Raw genomic sequence first — 20,663 nt, 5'->3', positions numbered from 1 at the left:
CATTCAGTTCTGGGCAATCTGCCGCCCTCCGTCTACGAACGGAACATGGCAGCAAGAAAACCTATCGTCGTGTCCGAATTTACTTGACCACCACAGTCGGCTAAATAATTTTCCACGCGATCGATACCAAATCGGTTTTCGTCCCGTGCTGCGCATTGCTACAGCTGATGCTATGTCGCAGCCTTTTCCCTTGGATGCGGTGCTTACGAACATTGACCTTGCGAACTCTTTGATTGTAAAAAAAGCCGTCACGTGGGGAGATTTTGCGTCAGCAAAAGCCTTGGAAGGGGACGAAAAAACGACGTTATACAAGAGCGATGAGTGTGCACTGAACATTGAGCGCCCAGCCTGGTATCAGGCAATGGTGTATCTGCTTCTCACGTTGCTATTTGTGCCTGCGATTTACATGTTGTATCGACCGCAAGACAACCCTGGTGTGGATCTTATCGCAGTGATCCTAGGGATAGCGGCGATTCGTCAATTCTTAGTTGGAAATGTAGTTGACTGGACTTTGTATCAGATTGACTTCGTTTTCGTCGGGGTGACTGTCTTAACGGCCGCAGTGCCGCTGATGCATATCATCAAAGGTGCTCAGGAGGGTATCTGGGGCGATTGACTTTAAGTTCGTCTTTTAGATGGCAGCGCGGGTGCCATCGCAAGCTCAGCCTCGACCTGCCGGAGAATTTCTGACGGAGTTGTGCCAAGTGCATCAGCCAGCTTGAAGATCATGCGCAGCGCCGGCTGATTGATGCCTCGCTCAATCAGGCTGACGTAGTTGCGCTCAATCCCGGCCTCAAGCGCCAATCGCTCTTGCGTCAGTCCTGCATCTTTCCGCAGTTGACGAAGCACTCGACCGAATGAAACCAATTGATCCACTTCTTCTGGTTTGGAAAGAGCTTCGAGGGCTCGATCATAACCAGCGCGCTCGCGCGAGTTGTCGGTTATCGTCGCAGAGATCGGAATGATGAATGGCGCCGGTACTGCTCCGTCACGACGTAAAATGTCGTTCACCAGGAACCTCGAGATGCGTCCGTTCCCGTCCGACATTGGATGGATATAGACAAAACCAAATGAGGCAATATCCGCTCGTAAAATGGATGGCATTCCTTTAGTTCGAAGCATTGTGGTACGCAAGCCATCAAGCATTTGTTCCGTGTGATGCCAGTGTGGTGCGATGTAATCCACGACATTTGTGAAGCCCGCTGTGTGACCGACGATGACCGGTGATTTCCGCAATCCATACCGCGTAGCCATACCAAGAATGTCAGCCTGCAGCTGGCTTAGCGATTCTAGCGTTAATAGGTCTCCGTCTTGACCGCAACGACGATCCATCACAGCCGCGAACCTTGACCGAGGTACTGCGTCATTTTCGATTAATCCGCGTAAGTAACGATTACATTTTGGCCCTCCGCCAAAAAAATGATTAGAAAATTGTGATGCAGGAAATGTATAGCGCGGATTTGTTGCATTTCTTCGGCTCGAAGAAAAAATCCTAACATTAGGATCCTTCCCAAAGAAAACATAAGTTTTTGAACGGGAATAAAACAATTTTGAAGGGGGAAGTTCAGCGCTTCTCCGAAACCTGCCACCGCCCGGCGGTCCCGATGCTTGGCCGGGGGGCGTGACGCCGGCGTGCGGCTGGACGTACCGCTACCGGTCTCGCAACGCCCGCCGATACTGCACCGCCTCGCCGACATGCCGCTCGCCAATGCGCTCGGCGTGGGCGAGGTCGGCGATGGTGCGCGCCACGCGCAGGATGCGGTGGTAGGCGCGGCCCGACCATTGGAACTGTTCCATCGCGTGTTTAAGGCGGGCCTTGCCGGGCTTGTCGGGCTTGCAGAACTGGTCGATCTCGCGCGTGGTCAAGTATTGGTTGCGTTTGCCCTGGCGCTGCAATTGCAGCTCGGCGGCCGCCTGCACGCGGGCGCGGATGACGGCCGACGGTTCGCCGTCGGCGTCCTCGCTGAGCACGTCCGGTTCGACGGCGGCCACTTCCATCTGCATGTCGATGCGGTCGAGCAGCGGGCCGGACACGCGGCTTTGGTAGCGGATGACGACTTCGTTCGAACAGCGGCAGATGCCACTGCTGTGGCCGTAGTATCCGCACGGACATGGATTCATCGCCGCGATCAGCTGGAAGTGCGCGGGGAAGTCGGCCTGCCGCGCCGCGCGCGAGATGGTGATGTGGCCGGACTCCATCGGCTGGCGCAGCACGTCGAGCACGCGGCGGTCGAATTCGGGCAGTTCGTCGAGGAACAACACGCCGCGATGCGCGAGCGAGATTTCGCCGGGACGCGGCACGCTGCCGCCGCCCACCAACGCCACGCCCGACGACGTGTGGTGCGGCGCCCGGAACGGCCGCCGCTTCCAGTGTTCGATGCGAAAGCCGCCCGTTAGCGATTGCACGGCGGCCGCCTCCAGCGCCTCCTCGTCCGTCATCGCGGGCAGCAGGCCGGCGAAGCGCGAGGCCAGCATGGTCTTGCCGGCGCCGGGCGGGCCGACCAGCAGGATGCTGTGGTTGCCGGCCGCCGCCACCTCCAGCGCGCGCTTGACGAAGATCTGGCCCTTGACGTCGGCGAAGTCCGGATACTCGGCCGGTACGATCAGCGGCGCCGATTCGTGGCGCGACAGCATCGACTCGGCCGACCTGGCGGCGAAATGGGCGCACACCTGCAGCAGCGAGGTGGCCGGGTAGATTGCGGCGCCGGCCACCAGCGCCGCCTCGTCGGCGTTGGCTTGCGGCAGGATGAACGCCAGGCGGCCGCCGTCGCGCCGGGTGGCGAGCGACATCGCCAGCGCGCCGCGTATCGGGCGCAGCTCGCCCGACAGCGACAGTTCGCCGGCGAACTCGTATTGGTGCAGGCGGGTGGAGGGGATTTGCTTGGAGGCGGCGAGGATGCCGAGTGCGATGGGCAAATCGAAGCGGCCGGATTCCTTCGGTAAATCGGCGGGGGCCAGGTTGACGGTGATGCGTTTGACGGGAAATTCGAAGCCGCCGTTCTGGATGGCGGCGCGGACGCGGTCCTTGGCTTCCTTGACCTCGGTGTCGGCCAGCCCGACGATGGTAAAGCCCGGCAGGCCGTTGGCCAGATGCACTTCGACGCTGACTTCCTGCGCGTCCATGCCGGCCAAGGCGCGGCTTTTGAGTAGGGCGAGGCTCATGGGGGCGATGGGCGAGGGGACCAGCGGCCAGCGTAGCCGAACCCCTCACGGCGACTTTGCGCTAGCCCAAATGAACGGCTAACCAGTGCGCGTGCCTGGTCGGCCGTTAGCGGCTGTCGATATGCCGCGGCGCACCATATCCGCACGAGAAAAAAATAATCGGAAAATAATTCAAGTGCACAAGAAGTTGTGCTACGATCCAAACTGTTATCGATAACAAGCCATTGCTGCACCCCGGTCTCCCGGGTCTTGTTTTCTCTGAGTGTTAGTGGCGACATCGTTGGATGACGCTTTGCTCCAGTGGAGCTTTGTCCCCGTCGCTCTTGGCCGGCGGCGTGAAAACCGCCGGTTTTTTTTACTGTCAGAAAAAAGAGACATAGCGATCCGCTAGTGTCCAATTGTCGTAGAATGTACTTGAAACCTGTTATCGATATCACGTCGGCGGAGTTTCTAAACATGGGCACCAAGCCCGTGTAAAACAATAACGGAGATAATTCAATGAACAAGCAAGTCACTGTCGCGTTACAGGTGTCGGCGCTCGCGCTCGCCGTAGGGCAGGGTTTACTGGTGGCGCCGTGCGCGCTGGCCCAGGAACCCGAAGTGGTCGTCGTCACCGGCATGCGCGCCAGCGCGCGCTCTTCCCTGGCCATCAAGCGCGATTCGGTCGAGATCGTCGATTCCATCACCGCGGAGGACATCGGCAAGCTGCCCGATCCCAACGTCGTCGATACCCTGACCCGGGTGCCGGGCGTGCAGGGCTACCGCTATGGCGGCGAGGGCGCGTCGCCGGTCGGCGCCGGTTCCGGCCTGGTGATCCGCGGCCTGTCGGGACAGACCGCGTCCCAGGTCAACGGCCGCGCCTACTTCACGGCCGGCGGCCGCGAATACAATCTGGAAGGCGCGATTCCGGCGATGATCGCCGGCGTCGACGTGTACAAGAATCCGACCGCCGAGCACATCGAGGGCGGTATCGGCGGACTGGTCAACGTCCGCACCCGCAACCCCAGCGATTTCAAGGGCTTGACCGTGTCGATGGGCATCGCCGGCAAGTACAACGACTTGGCCAAGGAAACCGAGCCGGAGGTGTTCGGCCTGGTGGCCAACCGCTGGAACCTGTCGGGCGGCGCCAAGATCGGCCTGATGGCGGCCGGCGTCTACCAGAAAAGCACGGGCCGCTCGGATAACAATCCGGCCAACGGCGGCGCCAACCTCAAGCGGGCGATCCGCGCCGACAGCGCCGAGTACGCGTCCCTGGCGGCGGCCAATACCACCAACAACCCGTCGCGGGCCAACCCCGCCTATGTGGGCCGCTCGGATATCAGCTTGCTGACCGGCGTGCCGACGCTGCCGGTCTCGGCCACCGTCGGCGCCAATACGCCCGACCTGCGGGGCTTGACGGCCGAGCAGGTCAGCAATGTGATGACCGCGCCCGCGCTGACCAACAACGTGTTCCAGGAGACCATCATGCGCGAGCGCAAAGGTCTGAACCTGGCGGCCGACTACCGCGCCGACAACACCTTGCGCGCCTACACCGAATTCAATTACACCTTCTACGAATACCATCAAAACTACCGGGGCCTGAACTCGGTCGACGGCGCCAACGTGCAGAACCTGCAGACCACGCCGTTCGCCTTCACCGAGGGGCTGGCCAACCGCAACGCCAACGGCGGCGCCAACGATACGCTGGTGAGCCAGCGGCTGCGCAGCGGCACCTTCCTCAACTCCGCCGTCAACACCGTCGGCGGCGACGAGCACCGGCCGTACAAGACCTGGATCGCGGCCGGCGGCGTGGACTGGAATCCGACCGAGAACCTGTCGCTCAAATGGGATATCAACTACGTCAAGGCCACGCAGAAGCAGGACAACCGTTCCGTCAATCTCGATTCGGCGCCCGGTGTGTTGTGGTCCACCAACCGCGTCGCCGACGGCGCCCCGCATCAGCTGACCTTCACCGGTCCGAGCCTGACCGATCCGGCCAATTTCGTCTACCGCGACTACAACAACGGCACCAACCAGAAGTGGGACGACAGCGGTTACGCGAGCGCGCTCAACGCCGCCTACATCGTCGGCGACGGCTTGCTGCGCCGCGTCAAGGTCGGCGCCCGCTATGCGCACCAGGAAAGCACCTACAACAACTACGCCTTCAACGGCCGGCCGCTGACCACCGACGGCAAGCCGCTGACGGCGAACCGCTCGAACGCCATTTCGGTGGCCAGCGTCGGCCAGGTCGAGCAATCGCCGACCAACTTCATGAAGGGCGAGACCGGTTATTCGGGCGGCTATCTGGTGTACGCGCCGGACCGCCTGCTGGGCAACCAGGTGGCGGCGCAGTTCCCCAACGCCGGCATCCGCCAGGAGGGCGATTATGTGGAGAACCTCGACGCCCGCCGCTTGATCAGCGAGAACACGACGGCCGGCTATGTGATGGGTGAGTTCGCGGCCTTCGACGACCGCATCACCGGCAACGTCGGCGTACGCGTGGTGCGCACCAAGGGCAAGGCCACCGCGCGCACCATCAACAACCAGACCACGCCGGTCAGCTATCCGGAGATCTTCCGCGAGACGTCGTACACCAACGCGCTGCCGTCGCTGAACGTGACCGGCTACATCACGCCCGATTTCCTGGCCCGCTTCGGCTACGGCAAGGGCATGACGCGCGCCGGCCTGGACCAGCTCAATCCGAGCATCTCGGTCAACCCGGTCACCGGCACCGGCAACGTCGGCAACCCGGACCTGCGGCCGCAGACGGCCAACAGCTTCGACCTGTCGCTGGAACGTTACTTCAGCAAGTCGAACTATGTGTCGGCGGCGCTGTTCGACAAGGAGATCAGCGGCTTCTTCAACGGCATCACGCAGTGCCAGACGGTCGGCACCGCCGTGCCGTACACCGGCTCGGCCGACAACGGCTGCACCGGCGGGCAGTATTCGGTGACCAAGTCGGTCAACTCGGAAAAAGGCTATGTGCGCGGCTTCGAGCTGGGCGGCCAGTACTTCCTCGACGCGCTCGGCGGCGTCTGGAAGAACTTCGGCGTGGCCGGTTCCTACACCCACGTCAACACGTCGAACCCGGTCAACTTCGGCACGGCCGCCGCGCCGCGCATCGTCGGCACGCCGCAGCCGATGCAGTCGAAGAACAGCTACAGCATCTCCGGCCTGTACGAGGACAACAAGCTGTCGGCGCGCCTGGTTTACACCTGGCGCTCGGAGTCGGTGCTGTTCGGCGTGTCGGCCAACCCGATCGACGCCCGCTACATGGATGCCAACGGCGTGCTCGATGGCTCGGTCAATTATCAGCTCACTGAAGAATTCACCCTGTCCTTGAACGCGTCGAATATACTCGACAAGGCAATCAACCGTTACGTCGGCGAACCGGGCACGTATCAGACCAACCTGGAACGCCAGCACTACGGCAATGGACGGACCTTCAGCCTGGCGTTGCGCTACAAATTCGGTAAATAAACCGGCGCGGTGTCATGGACAAGACGGAAGGGGTGCCTTCCGTCTTTTTTCGTTTTTGCGACAAAAAACAATAAAGGAGATACAAACAGATGGCAAACCGTCTTTCCGTTAAAGCATGCGTGTTAGCGCTATCGAGCCTCTACCTGGGCGCGGCGCAGGCCGCGCCCGCGCCCGAGTGGGAACAGCCCGAAGTGGTCGCCGTCAATCGCGAGCCGATGAAGGCGACCTTTTTCAATTTCGAGAGTCGGGAAAAGGCCATCGCCGCCGATCCGGCCGCGTCGAAATATTATCTGTCGCTCGATGGCACGTGGTCGTTCGCGTACTCGAAGACGCCGGAAAGCCGGCCCAAGGATTTCTACCGCACCGACTTCGACCTGGCCGGCTGGAAGACCATCCAGGTTCCCGGCATGATCCAGGCGCAGGGTTACGGCAAGCCGATCTTCACCAACATCGAGTATCCGTTCCCGATGGCCGAGCCGTTCATCCCGCACGCGCTCAACGAGGTCGGCTCCTACCGCCGCGACTTCGCCGTGCCCGCCGACTGGGACGGGCGCGACGTCTTCCTGCACGTGGGCGCGGCCGGCGCGGCCTACTACATCTGGGTCAACGGCCAGCAGGTCGGCTATTCGGAAGATTCCAAGCTGCCATCGGAATTTAATTTGAGCAAGTACGTCAAGCCGGGCAAGAACAGCATCGCGATCGAGGTCTACCGCTGGGCCGACGCCTCGTACCTGGAGGACCAGGACTTCTGGCGCCTGTCCGGCATCGAGCGCAGCGTCTACGTCTACGCCGAGCCCAAATCGCGCCTGCGTGACTACACGGTCACCGCGCTGCTCGACAAGCAGGGCTACAAGGACGGCCTGTTCTCGCTGAAGGCCGAGCTGGCCGGCGCGCCGTCGCGCGGCGAGATTGCCGTCACCGTGTACGACGGCGACAAGGCGGTGCTGAACACGAGCGGCCGCGTGCAGGGCGAGCAGCTGGCGCTGGACGGCGTGATCCGCAACGTCAAGCCGTGGTCGGCCGAGACGCCCAACCTGTACCGCATGGTGATCGAATACAAGGGCGCCGACGGCAAGCTGGTGTCGGCGACGTCGCGCCGGATCGGCTTCCGCACGGTGGAGGTGGCCGGCGGGGAAGTGCGCGTCAACGGCAAGCGGGTGATGATCAAGGGCACCAACCGCCACGAGCACGACCCGGTCACCTACCGCGTGATGTCGATGGAGTTGATGCGCAAGGACATCGAGATGATGAAGCAGGCCAACGTCAACGCCGTGCGCACCTCGCATTACCCGAACGATCCGCGCTGGTACGACCTGGCCGACGAGTACGGCCTGTACGTGATGGACGAGGCCAACATCGAATCGCACGGCTACATGCAGGCCGGCGACCAGGCCAAGGACAAGGGCGAGCGCGAGAAGATCCAGCTGGGCTACAAGCCGCACTGGAAGGCGGCCCACCTGGACCGCGTCTCGCGCATGGTGCAGCGCGACCGCAACCATCCGTCGATCATCTTCTGGTCGCTGGGCAACGAGGCCGGCACCGGCCCCAACTTCGACAACGCCGCCCAGTGGATACGCGCCAACGACCCGACCCGGCTGATCAGTTATCTGGGCCACGGCACCATCGGCGAGGAGCACCTGCCCAACGCGTACACGGACATCTACGCGCCGATGTACGACGATATCGAGAAGATGGCCGACTATGCGGGCGATTCCCGCTACGCGCAGCCGATGATCCAGTGCGAATACGCGCACGCGATGGGCAACTCGCTGGGCAACTTCGAGGACTACTGGCAAGTCATCCGCGCCCACAAGAAGCTGCAGGGCGGCTTCATCTGGGACTGGGTCGACCAGACCGTCTACATGACCGACGACAAAGGGCGGCGCTTCTGGGCCTCCGGTTTCGACGTCAACCCCAAGCAGGGCGACAACAGCGTGGTCGGCGACGGCGTGCTGCGCGCCGACCGCACGCCGGACCCGGAATACTACGAGGTGCAGAAGGTGTATTCGCCGCTGGTGTTCGAGGGCAAGCCGGCGTCCGGCAACATCACCGTGGTCAACCGCTACGACTTCAAGGACACGTCCGGGCTGGACTTCGACTGGGTGCTGTCCAACGACGGCGTCGAGGTGGCGCACGGCGCGCTGAAGGTGCCGGCGGTGGCCGCCGCCGGCCGGCGCGAGGTGCCGCTGCGCCTGCCCAAGCTGGGCCAGCGCGCGGGCGAGCAGGTGCTGACGCTGCGCGCCAGGGCCAAGGACGCGTCGACCATGGGCGTGGCCGCCGGCAGCGTGGTCGGCTGGTCGCAATTCGTGCTGGCGCCGGCGCCCAAGGTGGCGGCGGCGGGCAAGGCCGTCAAGCCGGTGCGCAATGGCGACGACATCCGTCTCGACGCGGGCAAGGCCTCGCTGCGGCTCGACGCCAAGACCGGTCTGATCGCCTACGTGGTCGACGGCAAGACCTTGCTCAAGGGCGGCACGCCGAACTTCTGGCGCGGCCTGACGGACAACGACGAGGGCACCGGCGTCGACAAGACGCACCAGGTCTGGAAGAATTTCACCGAAAACCGCAACGTGCGGTCGGTGGAGGCGGGCGCCAACAGCGTCAAGGTGCTGTACAGCTTTGGCGCCGGCGCCGCGCACTGGGAAACCGTCTACACCTTGAACGCCGACGGCGTGCTGGGCGTGGCGGCCACCTTCACGCCGCTGCGCGACGACCTGCCCGATCCGCTGCGTCTGGGCTTGCGCTTCGATAACGACAGCTCGCTCGACGGCGTGCGCTGGTATGGCCGCGGCCCGCAGGAATCGTACGCGGACCGCCACACCGGCTACGCCATCGGCCGCTACACCGGCAAGGTGGCGGACCAGTACCACGGTTACAGCCGTCCTCAGGAAAGCGGCAACAAGACCGAGGTGCGCTGGCTGTCGCTGTTCGACGCGCGCGGGGCGGGGCTGACGGTCAGGGGCGCGGCGCCGCTGTCGGTCAACGCGCTGGCCTTCCCGTACGAAGACTTGTACCTGCGTCCGCGCGGCACGTGGAAGAGTTCGGAGATCGCCCCGCATGGCGACGGCTCGTTGCTGATCGACCTGGCGCAGGCCGGCGTCGGCGGCGACACGGGCTGGAGCATCGACGGCCGTCCGCATGCCAAGTACCGCATCAAGCAGCAACCGGCCAGCTACAGCTTCACCGTGGCGCCGTCGGTGGTGCGGCAGTAACGAGGGGGAGGGCGCCGGGCTTGCCCGGCGCAATCGCATATAATCATCACTTGATAAATCAAGGAATCGCTGACCAGCCAGCAAGGGAACATTGTGCCAGTAAAACAAACTGATCGTAGCCAGAGCGGCGCCACCATCTACGACGTGGCGCGTGTTGCCGGAGTATCGGCGATGACGGTATCGCGGGTCATGAATGGCAACGCCCACGTCTCCGACGCCACGCGCGACAAGGTGACGGCGGCGATCGAATCCCTGAACTATCAAGTCAACTTCGCCGCCCGGGCGGCGCGCGTCGGCACGCTGGGGGTCGGGCTGCTCTACAGCAACCCCAGCTCGGCCTACATGAGCGCGTTTCTGGTGGGCGCGATGGACCAGTGCAGCCAGAGCGGTGGGCAATTGATCCTCGAGCGCTGCGACGACCTGCGCAGCCAGCGCAGCGCCATCGCCCGGCTCATCGCCAACGGCGCCGACGGCATCCTGGTGCCGCCGCCGCTGTGCGATTCCAAATCCGCGTTGAAGCAGCTCGACCAGATCGGCATGCCGACCGTGGCGATCGCCACCGGGCGTCCGCTGGCGGGCGTCTCGGCCGTGCGCATCGACGACTACGAGGGCGCGATGGCGATGATGCGCTATCTGCTGGGGCGCGGCCACAAGGACATCGCCTTCATCCAGGGCGATCCGCTGCACACGCCGGCGCAGCTGCGCTACAAGGCATACCGGGACGCGATGGCCGAAGCCGGGCTGGAAGTATCGCCGGAGCGCGTGGCGCCGGGCCTGTTCACGTACCGGTCCGGATTGACGGCTGCGCGCCAGTTGCTGGCGCACAAGAGCCGTCCGACCGCGATCTTCGCCGCCAACGACGACATGGCCGCCGCCGTGGTGGCGGTGGCGCACGGGTTGCATCTGCAGGTGCCGGAGGATTTGGTGGTGTGCGGTTTCGACGACACGCCGGTGGCCACCACGGTGTGGCCGGAGCTGACCACGATTCACCAGCCGATCAGCGACATGGCGCGCGCCGCCGTCGATTTGCTGGTCGACCAGATCCGACGCCGCCGCGCGGGGGAGCCGGCGTCGGTGCAGCACAAGCTGCTGCCGTTTACGCTGATTACGCGCGAATCGTCGGACGCCTCGCTGGCCGGGGTCTGAGCCTCGGCCTGTTCCGCATGCATGTGTCGTCGTCGGCTCATCGACGGCGGATTACGGCGTTCCGCCTAATCCGCCATGTGTGCGCCGCCGTCGGCTCACCGATGGCGGATTACGGCGTTCCGCCTAATCCGCCCTACGTGGAACCGTGGCGGCGCGTCGTTGGCGTTCCAATTTCGGCCTGTACGCCGGGGGACCGAGGAATCACGTAGGGCGGATTAGCGTAGCGTAATCCGCCATGTGTGCGCCGCCGTCGGCTCATCGATGGCCGATTACGGCGTTCCGCCTAATCCGCCCTACGTGGAACCGTGGCTGAGCCTCCTTTTACAGTATCAAAATACCCTGCAACGACGAGATGTTCTCCGGATCGGACCAGCCGCCCAGCAGGCGGCCGGCGCCATCGAATTCAAGCAGCTGCCGTCCCTTGGCGCCGTTGTCGGGACCATGGCCTTGCCAGTTGGCGACGATCAGGCGGCCGTCGTCCAGCTGCTGGAACGTGGCATAAAAGAATGGCGCCACCTCGGGCGGCACCTCGCTCACTCCGCCGAAGGTGGCGATCAACTCACCCTGCCCGTCGAAGCGGGCCATGAAGCCGCCATAACCCGCCGACACCAACGTCGTGCCGTCCGCGCATTGCTCCGCTTTCCACGCGTGCAGGAAGCCCGGCGCGCGCAACGCGCGGATGGCGTTGAGCGCGCCGTCGGTTTCCAGGATGTGATCGTTCATGCACAGCAGGTATCCCCCGGCGGCGGTGCGCCGCATCAGGCGCACGTAGTCGCCCTCGCGCCGCGCCATGCGCACCAACTTCAGATCGCCGCTCAAGGTCAGCACGTTGATGCCGCCGCCGCCGTCGAGGTTGTAGCCGGCCACCAGGGTCGCGCCATCGTCCAGCCGGCAAACGGAGGTGACGTCGCTCCACCTGTCGCACGAGGCCAGCACCTCGCCGGTGCTGATTTGCAGCTCGAAAAAGCCGCGCTCGAAGCCGATCAGCACGCGGTCCGGGCCTAGCCGCTGCATATCGCGCGCCAGCGGAAAGTCGGCCAGGCCGCGCGACCATACCGCGCCGGGCCGGGTGGTGTCGATCAGCGAGATGCGTTGGCGGCCTTCGTCGATGGCGAGCAGTTTGTGGTTAAGTGTCATGTCGGCGTCTCCTTGTTACCAGTAGGGTTCCCACGTGCGGCTCAGGCGCACCAGGGCTTCGAGATAGAAGTAGTCGCCCCAGATGCAGCTTTCGTCGATGCCGACGCGGTGCGGTTTGTGATACACGGCGTGCTTGAGCAAGCCGCCGCCGGGCGTGCCGTCCGTGTCGGCGTAGTGCTCGGACAGTTGCCGCACTGTGCGCAGCGCGGCCCGCTCGTAATCGCCGCGCAGCGGGTCGAGCAGCGGCAGGTTGCTGGCCAGCTCCAGCAGGCCGCAGGCGGCGATGGCGGCGGCCGAACTGTCGCGCTCCTCCGCGCCGGAGGTGAAGATCAGGTCCCAGTAACAAATGCCGTCGTCCGGCAGCCGGTTCAGATAATAGTTGGCCAGCACCTTGGACAGGTCGAGCAGGCGCGTGTCGCCGTTGTGGCGGAACACCAGCGGGAAGCCGGAAATGCCCCACGCCTGGCCGCGCGCCCAGCACGAGTCGTCGGAAAACCCCTGGTGCGTCTTGCCGTGGCGCGGCTGCCCGGTCGCGGTGTCAAAGAAGAAGGTGTGGAAGGTCGAGCCGTCGGGCCGTACGATGTGGCGCGCCGCCGCTTCGATATGCCGGTCGGCGGCCTGGCGGAAGCGCAGGTCGCCGCTGTGCCCGCTGGCCCAGTGCAGCAGCGGCAGGTTCAGGTTGCAGTCGATGATCATGCGGCCGCTTTGCTCTGGATCGTTGAGGTCGCCCCAGGCCTGGATGATGCCGGCGCGCTCCTGGTAGCGTTCCAGCAGCAGTCGTGCCGCGCCCATGGCCGCCTCGGCCGCGACGGCGCTGCCGGTGAGCTTGTACGCCGCCACGCAGGACAGGCTGTACAGGAAGCCCAGGTCGTGGTGGTTGACGTTGATCCTTTGCGCCTGCCGTTGGTGGAAGCTGATGACGTGGCGCTCGGCGGCGTCGCGGTAGCGTTGGGCGCCGGTTGCCTCATAGGCCAGCCACAGCATGCCGGTCCAGAAGCCGTTGGTCCATTCGATGTTGCCGATGGCCGGGTAGACGCCGGCCACGCTCGACGGCGCCGGGAAGTCGTCGCCGAAGTGGGCGAGGTTGCGGTCGATGGCCGCCAGCGCCTGGTCGAGCGCGCGCGCCAGCATTTGCCGGTTGGGCTGGTCGGGCGGCGCGGCGCCTTTCAGCGCTTCGATGACGGCGGCGTTGAGGGGAAGGGACATGGTCGTTTCCTTGAAATTTATTGGATCTCTTGCAGCGCTTCGGACTTTTCGGCGCCGGGCTTGCCGGCGCGGCGTGACGGTGTTTCAGCCGGCGTCGGTTCCAGCGCGAGGGCCGACAGCAACAGGAAGATCAGCGCCAGGCCCGCCAGCACCAGGTAGGTGGAGGGGAAGCCGATCAAATCGTAGCTCTTGCCGACCATTGGCGACAGGATCGCCAACCCCAGCGAGTGGCCGAAGCTGACGCCGACCATGTACAGCGTCGAGGCCAGGCGCGTATCGAAGTGGTGGGCGATGTAGCGGAACACCGACACCACCAGTATCGGCAGCTCGACCGAGTGCAGCATCTTCAGCACCGAGATCGACACCGGGCCGACGGCGAAACTGGAGCCGCCGATGCGCAACATCATGATCGTGCCGGCGAGCATCAGGCCGTTCTTGGCGCCGATGCGCTTGACCAGGATCGGCGACAGGAACAGGCCGCCGGCCTCGATGAAGATCTGCGCCGAGTTCAAGTAGCCGAACATGGCCGCGCCCATTTGCGGCGTCGGGAACAGCGACGCGAAATAGCTGGGGAATTGCTGGTCGAACACCAGATACAGATTCGTCACGCCCAGGATGAACACCATGAAGCGCCAGAACTTGGGATCGCGCAGCAGGCCGAGCGCGTCGGCCAGCCGCACGGTTTTGGCTGCGCCGACCGCCGCGCCGTCGGTCTCGGTGCGCCACGCCAGCAGCATCAGTAGCATCAGCAAGCCGGCGCCGGAGGCGATGAAGAAGTTGATGCCGGGATTGATGTTGAACAGGTGGCCCGACATCATGGCGGCGCTGGCGAAGCCGAGCGAGCCGCACAGGCGCACGCGGCTGTATTCGAAGCCGTAACGGCGGCCGATGCGGTCGACATACGATTCGATCGCGTAGCTGCCGGCGATGAAGGTCACGCCCAGGTAGATGCCGCCGATGGCCGCGCCCAGCAGCAGGTTGGCCTTGAGCAGCGGCGCGTAGACGAACATGAAGAACAGCCCGCACAGCGTGCACAGCGCGCTGACGGTCCACAGGATGTGCTTGCGCATGCCGACCTTGTCGGAGATGAAGCCATAGATCGGCTGCGAGCACATCGCCGCGATGAAGTTGGCGGAGAACACCACGCCTGCCTCGGTGCCCGACAGGTGCAGCGTGTTGCGCAGCCATAAGGTCAGCAGCGAGATGCTCATCGCCTGCGCGAAGAAGTACACGAACACGAACACGCTCAGGAAGCGGAAATGCGATTGGGTCGGGGTCATGGCTGCGTCCCGGGCGTGATCCAGATGGCCACGCCGCCCGAGGCCAACAGCTTGGCATCGATGACGCTCGACGCATCGACCGTGCGCCGCTCGATGCCGACGCCGGTGGCGGTCGGCGCGTTGGCGTCGTCGGCGTAGATGCTGGCCCGGTACTTTTTTCCCTTCTCCAGGAAGTCCAGCGGAATGCTGACGGCGCGCGCGTCGTTGTTGGTGATGGCGCCGATGAACCAGTCGGCGCCGCTACGGCGCGCCACGGTGACGAACTCCCCCGGCTTGCCCGCGATCACCTTGCTTTGGTCCCAGGTTGTTGGAATCTTGTCCCAGAACTCCAGCTCCGGCTCGTTGTTTTCCTTGTCGGGACGGTCGTACCAGTACAAGGTCTGCAGCGGGCTGTAATAGATCGCCGCCAGCGCCAGTTGATGCGCGTGCGTGGTCTTGATGCGCGGATCGAAATAGCAGATCGTGTAATCGGCCGCGCCGGCCAGGTAGCGGGTGAACGGCAGCACCGTGTTGTGGGTGGCGTCGGGCATCTCCTCGTTGCCGCGCACGCCTTCGGACGTCAGCAGGTTGGGCCAGGTGCGCTGCTCGCCGGTGGGGCGCCAGTCGTCGTGGATGTTGACCATGATGTGGGCGTCGGCCGCCTGCCGGATGGCCTTGTTGATCCAGGTCGACCAGCGGTGCGAGCCGACCTGCACGAAGCCGAACTTGACGCCCTTGACGCCCCAGTCGCGGTAGGTCTTTAACAATGTGTCGGATTGGTTCAGCAGCGCCTGCTGGTTGACGTACAGCCAGATGCCGACGCCGCGCTCCTTGCCGTAGCGGATGATCGCCGGCAGGTCGAAGTCCGGTATCGCCACCTTGGACGCGTCGGAATCGAAGGAGAAGGCCGGGCCGTACCATTTCCAGTCGAACAGCACGTATTGCAGCTGGTGCTTGACGGCGAAATCGATGTTGGCCTTGGCGGCGGCGGTGGTCTGGGTCATCACGCGCATGATCTTGCCCGGCTTGATCCAGTCCGGCTGGGCGATCTTCGACGGCGGATTGAGGTTCAGGATGAAATGGCTGTTGTCGGCCAGCGCGCCGGCCGATTCGGCGATCATGATGCCGCGCCATGGCGTGGCGAACGGCGAGATCAAGTCGGCCGGGTCGTGCATCGCGGTGACGATGGTGTTGGGCTTGTCCTTGCTCAGCTTAAACTTGGTGCGCGAATAATCGACCATTTGCGCTTCCAGCAGGGCGACGTGGATGCCGCCGAGCAGCTCCAGCGTCAGCGGACGTTCCGCCTCGTCGGGCCAGTTGGCCAGTTCGAGTTTTTTGTAGGGCGCCTGCGCCCAGCCGGCGTACCAGGCCTTGGTCTCGACCGGCATGGCGAACTCGGTGTTTTCCTGGGTGACGCGGTAGTAGCTGCCTTTCGGGTTTTCCGGGAACACGTAGCGGAAGGCGACGCCCTCGTTATAGGCGCGCACTTCCAGCTTCATCGTGTAGTCGGGGTTGTCGTCCTTGACCAGGTCCACGGTCAGCAGGTTGTAGTTGTCCGGGATGGCGGCTTGTTCGCCGTGCTGGGGCTTCCAGGTGCCGGCGTGGGCGCTAATGCTGTTGCCGGTCACGGCCAGGTTATCGAACCATTTTTTGTGGCGGTCGATCTTCAGCGCCATCGAGCTTTCGGACAGATGGTTATCCAGTTGCAGGTCCAGCAGCGAATCGAGGATGACGGGTTTATGCTTGTAGCTGACGCGGTAATACAGCTGGCGCTCGCCGGTAGCGACAGTCGTTTGATAGAAGATGTACCGGATATTCTTGTCGGGCGACTGAACGGTGGCCAGATGCTGTTGCTCCGCCGCGTAGCTCCGAACGCCAAACGCAAGCAGGAAAAACACGATCAGACACGGAAACACGTAGGGCGGATTAGCGCAGCGTAATCCGCCAATGCGTGCACCGTCGACACGTCTCCAAGGTAACGCATGGCTTATGTGGGCCAGGATTTTCATTGTTGTCTCATTATTGTTGTCTTATGGATCGATTGTAGACCGTCAGGGCTCGCTTGCGAGCAGATTCAATACCTCATAACACGCGCCCATGGTGTGATAATCCACCTTGCCGGCCGGGCTCTTCTCATTACCAAGCTTGGCATTCGAAGGACTCAGCACGCGATACCACGCCCCATGCTCGTGATCGACGAAATGCTCCCAGCTGTACGCCCAGATCCTGTCGTACCAATCCCAATACCTCGGATCGCCGGTGCGCTCGGCCAGCATGGCGGCGGCCGCGAAACTTTCCGCCTGCACCCAGAAATACTTATCACCGTCGCAGATCTCGTCGGCCGGGCCGAAGCCGTAGACAATCCCCCCATGCTCCGCGTCCCACGCCTTGCCCAGCGCGATGTCGAACAACTGCACGGCGCGCGGCGCCAGCCATTCGGTGTCGCCGTCGAGCGCCACCGGGTGCCGCTCCAGCAGTAACAGCAGCTTGGCCCATTCCGTCAAGTGGCCCGGCTGGTAGCCCCACGGCCGGAAGATATTGCTCTTGTCGTCGCGGTTGTAGTTCCAGTCCACCGACCAGTCGGCGTGATAGTGCTCCCAGATCATGCCGCCGGCCAACCCAGCCTGCCGCATCGTCACGTTGCGCGCCAGCGTGACGGCGCGCTGCAGATAGTGCGTCTCGCCCGACGCCTCGAAAGCGGCGATCAGCGCCTCGCAGGCGTGCATGTTGGCGTTCTGGCCGCGATACGGATCGAGCACTTTCCAGTCGGCGCTGGCCTGGTCGGCGTACAGCCCGTGCCCGGCCTGCCAGAAGCGCTTTTCCATCAGCTCGAACGTTTCCTTCATGTAGGCGCGCGCTTCGGTCATGCCGGCCGCCAGCGCGTGCGAGTAGGCCAGCAGCACGAAGGCAAGGCCGTAGCAATGGTTGTCGCCGTCGATGACTTGCTTCTTGCCGTCGCGCCAGGACAGCTGCCACGCGTAGCCGCCGGTGCGCACGTTGCGGTGGGCGTTGCGCAGGAAGGCGACGCCATGGTGCAGCGCCTCCAGATAGGCCGGGTCGCGGAACTGGCGGTAGGCCTTGGCGTAGTTGAAGACGAAGCGCGTGCTGCTGACCAGGTGCCGCGTGTGGCGGTCGTAGACGGTGCCGTCGTCGAGGAAAAAGTGGAAGAAACCGCCGCTCGGGTCGATGCAGCGCGGATGGTAGAACCGCATGGTGTGCGCGATGTGCGACAACAGCATGTCGCGTGAGCGAAAGTCGGGATGCATGGTCCGGTTCTCCTTAGCGGGTAGGGGGCGTGGCGTTGGGCCAGGCGGCGATGCGGTAGCGCGTGCGCCACGGCGCCTCCGGGTGCAGCGCGACGCCGAGCCGGTCGGCCAGCGGATGGCCGGCCGGCGCGCGGGCGACGCGGCCCAGGTCGAACAGGCTGTTGACCGGCTCGGCGCCGATGGCCAGGTGGCGGCTCATCCACGGGAAATTGATGCGGCCGCCATTGCTGATCCACAGCATCAGGTCGGGCAGTTGCACGGTGTCCCACCACAGGCCGACGCAGGCGTCGTAGTCCAGGTAGCGCAGCGCGAACGGCGGCGCCTTGCCGGCCGCCGCGAGCGCGCGCACCTGCATCAGTTCCTCGGTCGGCATCGTCAGCGGCAGTTGCGACAGGTCGAGCGCGCCATCAACGCCGGCCATGGCCGACAGCGCACGGGACCGCATGTCCGGCAGCAGGCGCGACACGGCGCCGGGCGCGGCGGTCGGATAGCTGTGGATGCCGGCGTGTTCGCCCAGCACCACCTGGACCCTGCCGGGCGTGGCGGGAATGCGGAAGGTCGGATGCAGCCCCAGCGGCAGCCGAGACGGGCGGCGCGACACGATGCTCAGGCTGATGTCGAGCGCCGCGGCGCGCGGATCGACCGCGATCACCCGTTCGATGCGGGCGATGGCGCTGTCGGCCGGATAGTCGATCGCCAGATGCACGCGGTGCGGCGTGGCGCTGACGCAGCTCCAGCGATGGTTGGCCGCGTAGCCGTGCATCCAGCCATCGTCGCCGGCGTGGGCCCGTTGCCAGCCGGGCGGCAGCGGGCCGGGATCGTCGGTGCGGCCGAACGGCACGCACGGCCATTCGCCGCGCATGCGCCGCAGCAGGCCGGGCAGGGAAGCGGCGCCGGTGGTGCTGGCCCACGGCGCCACGTGCATGATGTCGAGCTCGCGCTCGTCGTCGAGCCGCAGGCTCACCGGACCCAGCATGCCGCCCAGCGCCTGCACCTCGGCGCTGCCGAAGTCCCACGCCAGATGCCATGCGCGGCGGGCCGCCGTTTCGGGCCTTTCAACCCCTTCAGCCGTGCGGTTGGTGTCGTTCATCGCGCGAGCCATCCTCCGTCCACCGGCAGCGTGATGCCGTGCACATAGTCGCTGGCGCGGCTGGCGAGAAACACCGCCGCGCCGGCCAAATCGTCCGGCTGGCCCCAGCGTCCGGCGGGAATGCGCGCCAGGATCGCCGCCGAGCGCTCGGCGTCCTGACGCAGCGCGGCGGTGTTGTTGGTGTCGAAGTAGCCCGGCGCCAACGCGTTGACGTTGATGCCCTTGGCGGCCCATTCGTTGGCCAGCGCGCGCGTCAGCCCGGCCAGCGCGCTCTTGCTGGCGGCGTAGGCCGGCACGCGGATGCCGCCCTGGAACGACAGCAGCGAGGCGACGTTGACGATCTTGCCGCCGTGGCGTGTCGCCATGTGCCGGGCCACGGCCTGCGACAGGAAAAACACCGAGCGCAGATTGGTGTTCATGACGGTGTCCCAGTTTTCCTCGGTGACGTCGAGGCTGTCTGCGCGATGGATGGTGCCGGCGTTGTTGACCAGGATATCGAGCTGTCCGTTCAAGCCGAGCGCCGCGTCGACCACCGGTTGCGCCGGCTCGGTGGCGCCGAAGTCGGCCCGCACGAACAGGAAGCGCCGGCCCAGCGCCTCGACTTGCCGGGCGGTGTCGTCGGCCGGGCTGCGGCCGGCGGCGACGATATCGGCGCCGGCGCCGGCCAGCGCGATCGCGATCGCCTGGCCCAGCCCCGTATTGGCGCCGGTGACGAGCGCGGTGCGGCCGGACAAATTAAACAGTTCAGACATGGGCATCCTTATTTGAGCTGGCAGATATCGAGCACGTTCATGTCGGTGTAGTCGAGGTTTTCGCCGCCCATGGCCCAGATGAAGGCGTAGTTGGCCGTGCCCGAGCCCATGTGGATCGACCAGGGCGGCGAGACCACCGCCTCCTCGTTGGCGACGATGATGTGGCGCGCCGAATCCGGCTCGCCCATGAAGTGGAAGATGCGCTGCTGCGCGTCGAGGTTGAAGTAGAAATAGACTTCGGAGCGGCGGTCGTGCAAATGCGGCGGCATCGTGTTCCAGACGCTGCCGGTCTTCAGTATCGTCAGGCCCAGCAGCAACTGCGCCGACTTGCACACGCCGGGGATCACGTACTGGTAGATGGTGCGGGCGTTCGACGTCTCGGCGCTGCCGCGTTCGAGCGGAACGGCCTGCGCGTGGGTGATCTTGGTCAGTTCGTGGCGGGCGTGGGCCGGCGTCGAGGCGAGGTAGAAGCGCGCCGGATTGGCTGGGTCGAGCGATTCGAAACTGACGTCCTCGCTGCCCATCGGGATGTACAGGCCGTCGAGCGAGGCCATGTCGAAGACCTGGCCGTCGACGGTGACCCGGCCGGCGCCGCCGGCGACGTTGATCACGCCCAGTTCGCGGCGCGACAGGAAGGGCTGGCCGAGCGCGGAAACCGGCTCCGTGTGCGTCGGCAGCTTGATCGCCCCGGCGACGGGCGCGGCGCCGCCGATCACGAAACGCTCGTGATGGCAGTAATTGAGTTTGATCCGGTCGGCGACGAACAGGCTGCTGATTAAATAGCGCTCGCGCAGCTGTTCATTGCTCACTTGCGTCATCATGTCCGGATGTGTGGCATGAAATATTTTTTCGTACATCTAAGTCTCCTGGAAATGAATTCTACTGATATCTGTTATCGATAACAAGTATAATGGCATACTCGTCTGAAAAGCAACGCCTTAACCCGCACGGCCGGACGGGGACGTACCCTGCCGGGT

14 protein-coding genes are annotated in these 20,663 nt (G+C 64.4%); 4 read left to right on the top strand and 10 right to left on the bottom strand.

The window, feature by feature from the left end:
• Window positions 1-616: hypothetical protein (locus JOD97_RS26840; RefSeq protein ID WP_209725346.1), on the top strand; the 616-nt coding region annotated here is incomplete at its 5' end.
• Between the two features lie 2 nt (window positions 617-618).
• Here the strand turns inward: JOD97_RS26840 and JOD97_RS32835 are convergent.
• Window positions 619-1,332 carry a helix-turn-helix domain-containing protein gene (locus tag JOD97_RS32835; protein WP_229264732.1) on the bottom strand — a complete coding sequence of 238 codons (714 nt, stop codon included), beginning with the start codon at window positions 1,330-1,332 and terminating at the stop codon, window positions 619-621.
• A gap of 318 nt (window positions 1,333-1,650) precedes the next feature.
• Window positions 1,651-3,162 carry a YifB family Mg chelatase-like AAA ATPase gene (locus tag JOD97_RS26825; protein WP_209725344.1) on the bottom strand — a complete coding sequence of 504 codons (1,512 nt, stop codon included), beginning with the start codon at window positions 3,160-3,162 and terminating at the stop codon, window positions 1,651-1,653.
• Between the two features lie 498 nt (window positions 3,163-3,660).
• Between JOD97_RS26825 and JOD97_RS26820 the strand changes: the two genes are divergently transcribed.
• The 3 genes from JOD97_RS26820 to JOD97_RS26810 all read left to right on the top strand — a co-directional run bounded on the left by JOD97_RS26820 (window position 3,661) and on the right by JOD97_RS26810 (window position 10,976).
• Entirely contained in the window at window positions 3,661-6,621 is a 2,961-nt protein-coding gene (locus JOD97_RS26820; protein WP_209725342.1) for a TonB-dependent receptor, read from the top strand.
• 119 nt (window positions 6,622-6,740) lie between these two features.
• Window positions 6,741-9,830: a glycoside hydrolase family 2 TIM barrel-domain containing protein gene (locus tag JOD97_RS26815; protein WP_373999949.1), complete on the top strand. Its 3,090-nt coding sequence runs from the start codon at window positions 6,741-6,743 to the stop codon at window positions 9,828-9,830.
• Window positions 9,831-9,923: 93 nt separating this feature from the next.
• On the top strand, window positions 9,924-10,976 hold the full coding sequence (locus tag JOD97_RS26810; protein ID WP_373999948.1) for a LacI family DNA-binding transcriptional regulator: 1,053 nt from the start codon (window positions 9,924-9,926) through the stop codon (window positions 10,974-10,976).
• A 321-nt stretch (window positions 10,977-11,297) separates the two neighbouring features.
• Here JOD97_RS26810 and JOD97_RS26805 read toward each other — a convergent pair whose 3' ends face one another.
• The 8 genes from JOD97_RS26805 to kduI all read right to left on the bottom strand — a co-directional run bounded on the left by JOD97_RS26805 (window position 11,298) and on the right by kduI (window position 20,543).
• Window positions 11,298-12,113, bottom strand: a complete 816-nt coding sequence (locus tag JOD97_RS26805; protein WP_209725336.1) for a hypothetical protein — start codon at window positions 12,111-12,113, stop codon at window positions 11,298-11,300.
• 15 nt (window positions 12,114-12,128) lie between these two features.
• Complete coding sequence (locus JOD97_RS26800) at window positions 12,129-13,319, bottom strand: glycoside hydrolase family 88 protein (RefSeq protein ID WP_209725335.1); 1,191 nt, start codon at window positions 13,317-13,319, stop codon at window positions 12,129-12,131.
• Between the two features lie 17 nt (window positions 13,320-13,336).
• Window positions 13,337-14,599 carry an oligosaccharide MFS transporter gene (locus JOD97_RS26795; protein ID WP_209725332.1) on the bottom strand — a complete coding sequence of 421 codons (1,263 nt, stop codon included), beginning with the start codon at window positions 14,597-14,599 and terminating at the stop codon, window positions 13,337-13,339.
• Window positions 14,596-16,476: a glycoside hydrolase family 97 protein gene (locus tag JOD97_RS26790; RefSeq protein ID WP_209725330.1), complete on the bottom strand. Its 1,881-nt coding sequence runs from the start codon at window positions 16,474-16,476 to the stop codon at window positions 14,596-14,598. Before JOD97_RS26790 ends, JOD97_RS26795 begins: the two co-directional genes overlap by 4 nt.
• Window positions 16,477-16,629: 153 nt before the next feature.
• Complete coding sequence (locus JOD97_RS26785) at window positions 16,630-17,844, bottom strand: AGE family epimerase/isomerase (protein WP_209725328.1); 1,215 nt, start codon at window positions 17,842-17,844, stop codon at window positions 16,630-16,632.
• A 13-nt stretch (window positions 17,845-17,857) separates the two neighbouring features.
• Window positions 17,858-18,934, bottom strand: coding sequence for a hypothetical protein (locus tag JOD97_RS26780; RefSeq protein ID WP_209725326.1), 1,077 nt, complete (start codon window positions 18,932-18,934; stop codon window positions 17,858-17,860).
• A complete protein-coding gene (kduD, locus tag JOD97_RS26775) occupies window positions 18,931-19,692 on the bottom strand; it encodes a 2-dehydro-3-deoxy-D-gluconate 5-dehydrogenase KduD (protein ID WP_304511222.1) in 762 nt (253 codons plus the stop codon). Before kduD ends, JOD97_RS26780 begins: the two co-directional genes overlap by 4 nt.
• A 2-nt stretch (window positions 19,693-19,694) precedes the next feature.
• Window positions 19,695-20,543: a 5-dehydro-4-deoxy-D-glucuronate isomerase gene (gene kduI, locus JOD97_RS26770; protein ID WP_209725322.1), complete on the bottom strand. Its 849-nt coding sequence runs from the start codon at window positions 20,541-20,543 to the stop codon at window positions 19,695-19,697.
• Between the last annotated feature and the right edge of the window lie 120 nt (window positions 20,544-20,663).

It is taken from the genome of Duganella sp. 1411, from assembly GCF_017833525.1.
GTDB lineage: Bacteria > Pseudomonadota > Gammaproteobacteria > Burkholderiales > Burkholderiaceae_D > Rugamonas.
The sequence above is the reverse complement of the archived record's forward strand: the minus strand, read 5'-3'. Positions and strand labels throughout refer to the sequence as shown.